Source organism: Mycobacterium sp. 1465703.0 (genome assembly GCF_001672975.1).
In the GTDB taxonomy this organism is placed as follows: domain Bacteria; phylum Actinomycetota; class Actinomycetes; order Mycobacteriales; family Mycobacteriaceae; genus Mycobacterium.
In genome coordinates this window covers 1-6,672 of the sequence record NZ_LZKU01000092.1, presented here as the reverse complement: position 1 = coordinate 6,672, position 6,672 = coordinate 1, and the positions used below count along the sequence as shown (strand labels likewise).

8 protein-coding genes are annotated in these 6,672 nt (G+C 64.5%); 6 read left to right on the top strand and 2 right to left on the bottom strand.

The genetic code is table 11. From position 1 onward, the window contains the following. The coding region (locus A5625_RS08635) for a GvpL/GvpF family gas vesicle protein (RefSeq protein ID WP_197516024.1) at positions 1–469 on the top strand (469 nt) is incomplete at its 5' end. 207 nt (positions 470–676) lie between these two features. On the opposite strand, the gene A5625_RS08630 is transcribed toward A5625_RS08635, so the two are convergent. Further along, the gene (locus A5625_RS08630; protein ID WP_066991596.1) at positions 677–883 is read right to left on the bottom strand and encodes a hypothetical protein; all 207 of its coding nucleotides are present in this window, start codon (positions 881–883) and stop codon (positions 677–679) included. Positions 884–1,064: 181 nt separating this feature from the next. Here A5625_RS08630 and A5625_RS08625 point away from each other — a divergent pair, with 181 nt between their 5' ends. From A5625_RS08625 to A5625_RS08605, 5 genes are all read left to right on the top strand, one after another. Beyond that, positions 1,065–2,072, top strand: coding sequence for a YihY/virulence factor BrkB family protein (locus tag A5625_RS08625; RefSeq protein WP_066991593.1), 1,008 nt, complete (start codon positions 1,065–1,067; stop codon positions 2,070–2,072). Positions 2,073–2,200: 128 nt separating this feature from the next. After that, entirely contained in the window at positions 2,201–3,028 is an 828-nt protein-coding gene (locus A5625_RS08620) for a patatin-like phospholipase family protein (protein WP_066991590.1), read from the top strand. Then, positions 3,025–3,966 (top strand): 1-acyl-sn-glycerol-3-phosphate acyltransferase, encoded by a 942-nt coding sequence (locus A5625_RS08615; protein ID WP_066991587.1) that lies wholly within the window; start codon positions 3,025–3,027, stop codon positions 3,964–3,966. Before A5625_RS08620 ends, A5625_RS08615 begins: the two co-directional genes overlap by 4 nt. 145 nt (positions 3,967–4,111) lie before the next feature. Beyond that, positions 4,112–4,549, top strand: a complete 438-nt coding sequence (locus A5625_RS08610) for a rhodanese-like domain-containing protein (protein WP_066991584.1) — start codon at positions 4,112–4,114, stop codon at positions 4,547–4,549. 7 nt (positions 4,550–4,556) lie between these two features. Further along, positions 4,557–5,783: an O-succinylhomoserine sulfhydrylase gene (locus A5625_RS08605; protein WP_066991581.1), complete on the top strand. Its 1,227-nt coding sequence runs from the start codon at positions 4,557–4,559 to the stop codon at positions 5,781–5,783. Here the strand turns inward: A5625_RS08605 and A5625_RS08600 are convergent. Next, positions 5,780–6,672 (bottom strand): NAD(P)/FAD-dependent oxidoreductase (locus A5625_RS08600; RefSeq protein ID WP_197516023.1); only part of this gene is annotated, 893 nt, incomplete at its 5' end. The genes A5625_RS08605 and A5625_RS08600 overlap by 4 nt on opposite strands.

The following is a 6,672-nucleotide window of genomic DNA, read 5'->3' as shown; positions in this document are numbered from 1 at the left end:
TGAGTTGCTGCGTGAGCATCACGACGAGTTCGCGCAAGCGCTCAGTGCCCTTGAGGGTCACGCGCAATACATCGTCAGGGGCCGCTACGACGAGGAAGTGATCATCGCCGAAGTGGTCTCGGAGAGCGATCAGGCCCGCGCTCTTCTCGAGGACATTCGCAGCAAACCTGATGAGGCGTCGCGGAATTCGCAAATAGGGCTGGGCGAGTACATAGGCAACGCGATCGAATACAAGCGCCAGGTCGACACCAAGATAGTCGTCGATGTGCTGGACGAACTCGCCACCGAGGTTAATGTCCGCCCTCCGACGCACGAATATGACGCCGTCCATGTCGCCCTTCTTGTTCCGCTCGAGAGCGAACCGGATCTGGAAGCGGTTTTGGATCGGCTTGCCGAACACTGGGGTGAGCGGGTCGAATTGAGGTTGCTTGGGCCTCTTGCTCCCTATGACTTCGTCGTCACCAGCTAGATCGGGAGCGTGACCGCGGAGCTGTTCGAATCCCCGGCCGGAAGAGCTGGCGCTGGCATGTCGCATCCGCCATGGTTGATGAAAGACCTTGCGACACAAGTGGTCTCGCTGTTACCCATCAGCATGCCACGGATGGCCCACGGACCAACCGCGCGATGCCTTCCGGCCCACCGCTGCCGCAAATTCCGACCGAGGCCCTAGGTCACGTCAGGGAATGTGCATCAGATTACCGGCAAGAGTGAAGAGGCGACTGCCAAGCTTCATGACCGGTATCCCAAGCGGAATCAGCAGGACCGTCACGCACAGCACCAAGCCGACGAGCCAGACTACCGCCGCCACGATCCCTAAAACCACACCGAGCACAGCCGTGAGGATGCCTAACACCGTCCCCAGTAATCCATTCAACACTCGCATGTTGACTCTCCTTACTGGAAGTAGGAGTACCCGCCGGGAGCACTATTTAACGCCTGTCTACCAGGCAATAGACACCAATCTGCATTCGCCGCAGCTACCGGAGGCGACTGATAGTTGGTGCAAGCGTTGGGTTTTCGGGTATCCAACTGCGAAGGGTGGGCGGGACGGCGAAGGATGAACGATGAGCGATACCGCAACAAATCCGGCCGAGCGGATCGTTCGGGGGTTCGACAGCTGGCAACAGCGGCACTCCGTCGCCGGGTTCCCGATCGCGGTAATCAAGAAGTTCGGCGACGACGAAGCCGGACACCTCGTCTCGCTGCTGGCTTACAACTCATTCCTTGCGACGTTTCCCCTCCTGTTGGCGTTCAGCGCCGTGGTCGGGGTGACGTTGCGCAGCCATCCCGGGTTGCATCAGAAAGCGGTAAGTTCGGCGCTCGCAGAATTTCCCATCATCGGCGGCCAAATCCACGACCAGCTCGGAGTGGAACATCTCAGCGGCACGTTGCCGTCCCTGGTTGTCGGGATCGGCGGGGCCTTGATTGGCGGCCGGGGGTTCGCCCATGCCTTGCAGAAGACGCTCAACACCGTTTGGGCCGTGCCGAAAGCCGACCGGCCTGGCTTCTTTCCTCGCTATGCGAGGACCCTCGGACTGCTGTTACTGCTTGGCCTCATCGTCGCAGTCACCGGTGCTGCCGGCACCGCCGCGGGGGTCGCCGCATCGCTGGGTTTTGGTGGCCTACCGTCGCGGCTCGTCAGCGTCGGGGTCGGGACGGCCTTGGGTTTCGGCTTTTTCCTCATCCTCTTCAGGGTTGCGGCGGCCGGGCAGGTGTCGACCCGTTCCATGATGTTGGGCGCTCTCATCAGTGCGCTGGGGTGGCAGGTCCTGCTCACCGCGGCCGGGGTCATCGTCACCCACCAACTGCGTCACGCCCAGGCCGTCGCCGGGATGTTCGGCGTCGTCCTGGGGCTGCTGGCCTGGCTCGCGCTTCAGGCAACCGTCATCGTTTACGCGATGGAAGTCGATGCCGTTCGCGCGCGACGCCTATGGCCCCGCAGTATCGTTCAGCCTCCCCTCACCGAGGCCGATAAGACCTACTACACCGACGCGCTGCGGGCGGAAACCCAGCGGCCCGAACAACGGCTACGGGTCGCGTACAAGACCGAGTCCGACGTTGGGTGGCAATGAATCACCTCGTACTTCCTGAAGGCCTGGTGGTTTCGGCATCGGCCCGTGTGGTGGGCGAGTGGCTGTGCCCAGCCCGTCCGGCCAGATCGCAGCGGAGTGCGCACCGGCTCAGTGGGTATACCTGCCAGATGACGTTCCACGCCTTCGTGCTCGGCGGGGGCGGCATGCTCGGCGCCGCCGAAGTCGGCATGGCACGCGCGCTACTGGAGGCGGGAGTGCAGCCAGAGTTGTTGTGCGGGACGTCAGTTGGAGCGATCAACGGTGCGGCCATCGCCGCGGACCCGACCCCGGAGGGCGCCCAACGGTTGTTGGAGATGTGGGAGGCACTCGGCCGGGCCGACATGTTCGGCGGTTCGCTGGTCGGCAGTTTAGCCGGCCTGGTGAGCCGCAGAACGGCGCTGCATGGCAATGGCGCACTGCGCCGGATGCTGGACGACCACCTGCCGGCGAGGACATTCGAGGATCTCGCCGTCCCGTTCGAGTGTGTGGCGGCCAGCATCGAGCGTGCCCGTGAGCACTGGTTCGACTCGGGGGAGCTGGTTGAGCCCGTACTTGCGTCGTGCGCGCTGCCCGGCGTCTTTCCGCCGGTGCGAATCGGCGACGAGCACTTTTTCGACGGTGGCCTGGTGAACAGCATCCCGCTCGAGCGAGCGGTGGCACGCGGCGCCGACACCGTGTGGGTTTTGCATGTCGGGCGTTTGGAAGAGGACCTCACCGCGCCGCGATTCCTATGGGAGGCGGCGTTCGTCGCCTTCGAGATTTCGCGGCGGCATCGATTTCTGCGCGATCTGGAACGGGTGGGTTCGAAAGTGACGGTCCATGTGCTTCCGACCGGGTTGGGGCAGCGGTCGTCGGCGATGTGGTCGAATCTCCGCTACGCCGACACTCGCCGGATCGTTGGACGCGCCGACTTGGCTTATGAGGCGACCCGCGACTATCTCAAGGCGCAGCAATGACCGTGCTGCGTCGCGCTTTCACCGTGCCATTAGTGACCATCCTGATGGTCTCCATCTTGATCTCGGGCCCACTGCTGCTCACCGGCGCAAGTATTGCCGGACTTCTTACCCGGTCGAGTCGGCCTGCACGCACGGTGGCTTTTCTGATGGCCTATGCGGTCATCGAACTCCGCACACTAGTGAAGCTTTTACAGGGCAACCGTGACTGCGATCAACTCATGCGGGACATCCTCACATCCGTCTATGCCGCCGTGCGCCGAACCCTCGATGTGGAGGTGGTACTCGAGCCGGCCTCGGCGGAGCCGGACACCATTCCGCGCGATGAGCCGGTGATCGTGCTGTCACGGCATTGCGGCCCTGGAGACAGCGTCCTTGTCGCGTGGCTGCTTGTGATCGAATACGGGTTCGACTTGAAGATTGTGCTCAAATCCGTTTTGCAGTGCGAGCCTGTACTTGACTTCGCAGGCGAATTGGGATGTCTATGCTTCCTGCGCCGCGGCGACCGCGCACGCGAACAAATCCGAGCTCTGGCCGAGTCGATGGACGGCGGGCAGGCGATGCTGCTCTTCCCAGAGGGCGCGAATTTCAGTTGGCCGCGATGGCGCAAAGCGATTACCGAACTCCGATCGACCCGAGGGTTGCGCGCTGCGCGCCGCGCGTTGCGGCAATCCCACACACTCCCGCCGCGCAGTGGCGGTGCTGCCGCCGCAGCGGCCGGAGCGCCGAAGGCCAACGTCCTGGTGGTAACGCATAACGGCTTCTGCGCCGACGGACGGGCCCGGCCCTGGTGGCAGCTACCCGTTCATCGACAGTTGCTCATCCGCACGGTTGTGATACCAGCGGCTCGTATTCCACCGCCTCCTCGAATCGGGCCTTGGCTCGAACGAACCTGGACACAGGTCGATGCCTGGGTTGTCGCTCACGCCGAGCAGTCCTGACGCCTGACGTCGGCTTTTATGTCAGCGGTGCTCATGCCTACAGCACGACGTGAGGGCCGCGATGCCCGGAGCCCTCGCGGGCGGCGGCGCTTTCCGCAAGGATACTGTGGCTGACAACGCGTACGAAGAACGAGGGAATACGAGCATGAGCACAGAGGGCGCGCGCTCCTACGCGGGAGACATCTCGCCGCTGGATGCATGGAAGCTGCTCAGCGACAACCCCAACGCCGTGCTGGTCGATGTGCGGACCGACGCCGAATGGCGATTCGTCGGTGTGCCCGATCTGTCCAGCCTCGGCCGTGAGGTGTTGTTCCTGGAGTGGGTTTCGGCCGACGGGCAGCCCAACGCCAATTTCGCCGACCAATTGCGCGAACAGGTCGCCTCGCCGGCCGACAAGGAGCGGCCGGTGCTGTTCTTGTGTCGCTCCGGGCACCGCTCCATCGGAGCCGCCGAAGTCGCAACTGAGCTGGGCATCACGCCGGCCTACAACATCCTGGACGGCTTCGAGGGCCAACTCGACGCCAACGGCCACCGGGGCGAAACCGGCTGGCGGGCCATCGGATTGCCCTGGAGACAGGGCTGAAAAGGCGATGACCCCAGCCGACGACGACTCCGTTCGAACGCCCGCGGCGCTGCCGGACGGAGTCAGCCAAGCGACCATCGGCGTGCGCGGCGGACTCTTGCGCTCGGGATTCGACGAAACCGCCGAGGCGATGTATCTGACGTCGGGCTATGTTTACGAGTCGGCGGCGCTGGCCGAGCAGTCGTTCACCGGAGACGTGGACCACTTCGTCTACTCGCGCTACGGCAACCCGACCGTGACGATGTTCGAAGAGCGGTTGCGGCTGCTCGAAGGGGCGCCGGCGGCCTTCGCCACCGCGAGCGGCATGGCGGCGGTGTTCACGTCGCTGGGTGCGCTGCTGGGTGCGGGGGACCGGTTGGTCGCGTCGCGCAGCCTGTTCGGGTCGTGCTTCGTGGTGTGCAGCGAGATCCTGCCCCGGTGGGGGGTCGAAACCGTCTTCGTCGACGGCGACGACCTCGCGCAGTGGGAGCAGGCGCTGTCGGTGCCCACCACGGCGGTCTTCTTCGAGACGCCGTCGAACCCGATGCAGTCGCTGGTGGATATCGCCGCGGTGTGCGAGCTTGCCCACGCGGCCGGTGCAAAAGTGGTGTTGGACAACGTGTTCGCCACACCGCTGTTGCAGCAAGGCATACCGCTCGGGGTTGACGTGGTGGTGTACTCCGCTACCAAGCACATCGACGGTCAGGGGCGGGTGCTCGGTGGGGCCATATTGGGTGACAAGGAGTACATCGACGGCCCAGTGCAGAAACTGATGCGGCACACCGGTCCGGCGATGAGCGCCTTCAATGCCTGGGTGTTGCTGAAAGGGCTTGAGACACTGGCGGTCCGGGTGGAATACAGCAATTCGTCGGCCTTCCGGATCGCGGAGTTCCTGGAAGGCCACCCGGCGGTGAGTTGGGTCCGCTATCCCTATCTGTCCTCGCACCCGCAATACGACTTGGCCAAGCGGCAGATGGCCGGCGGGGGAACGGTCATCACCTTCGCGCTGGATTGCCCGGATAGCGCTGCCAAACAGCGGGCGTTCGAGGTGCTGGACAAGTTGGCGCTGATCGACATCTCGAACAATCTCGGCGACGCCAAATCCCTTGTGACGCACCCCGCCACCACCACGCATCGGGCGATGGGGCCGGAGGGGCGTGCGGCGATCGGGCTCGGCGATGGCGTGGTGCGGATCTCGGTCGGACTGGAAGGCACCGACGACCTGATCGCCGACATCGACCGGGCCTTGAGCTAGCCGGCCTGTTTTTCCACCGAGTCGACGCGCTCGGCCGCCGCCAGCGTGCCGTCCTGCGCCTGTCGCTCCAGCCAATCCACCACCGGACGGGCATAAATCATCTGACTGGTGATGGCCATCTGGCCGCGGGTGCGGCCCAGGAACGAGATGCCCCAGGCGAACATTGCGGCGATGCGGTTGCGGTGCCCGATCAGGTAGTACAGGTGCAGCAGCAGCCACGCCAGCCAGGCGATGAATCCGGCGAACTCCACCTTGCCGACCTGTGCGACGGCGCTGTAGCGGGAGATCAGGGCCATGCTGCCCTTGTTGACGTACTTGAAGGGTTTGCGTTCGGCCGGATTGTCCTGACCCTTGACCGCGTGCTTGATCAGGGTGGCCGCGTATTTGGCGCCCTGGATCGCGCCCTGCGCCATGCCGGGGACGTCCGGCACCGACATCAGGTCACCGACGACGAAGACGTACGGGTGTCCCTTGACGGTGAGGTCGGGCTCGACGATCACCCTGCCGGCGCGGTCGGTTTCGGTTCCGTCGGATTGTTCGGCGATCATCGCGCCCAGTGAGCTGGCTTGCACCCCCGCCGCCCACACCTTGCACGCGCATTCGATGCGGCGCTCGCTGCCGTCCTTTTCCTTGACGGTGATGCCCATGTAATCGACTGCGGTCACCATCGCGTTGAGCTGAACTTGGACATCCATCTTCTCCAGCCGCCGTTGCGCCTTGAGCCCGAGTTTGGGTCCCATCGGCGGCAGCACCGCGGGCGCCGCGTCCAGCAGGATGACGCGGCATTCGCTGGGAGTGATCGTCCGGAATGCGCCGGCCAGGGTGCGCTCGGCCAGCTGGACGATCTCACCGGCCAACTCCACACCCGTCGGCCCGGCCCCGACCACCA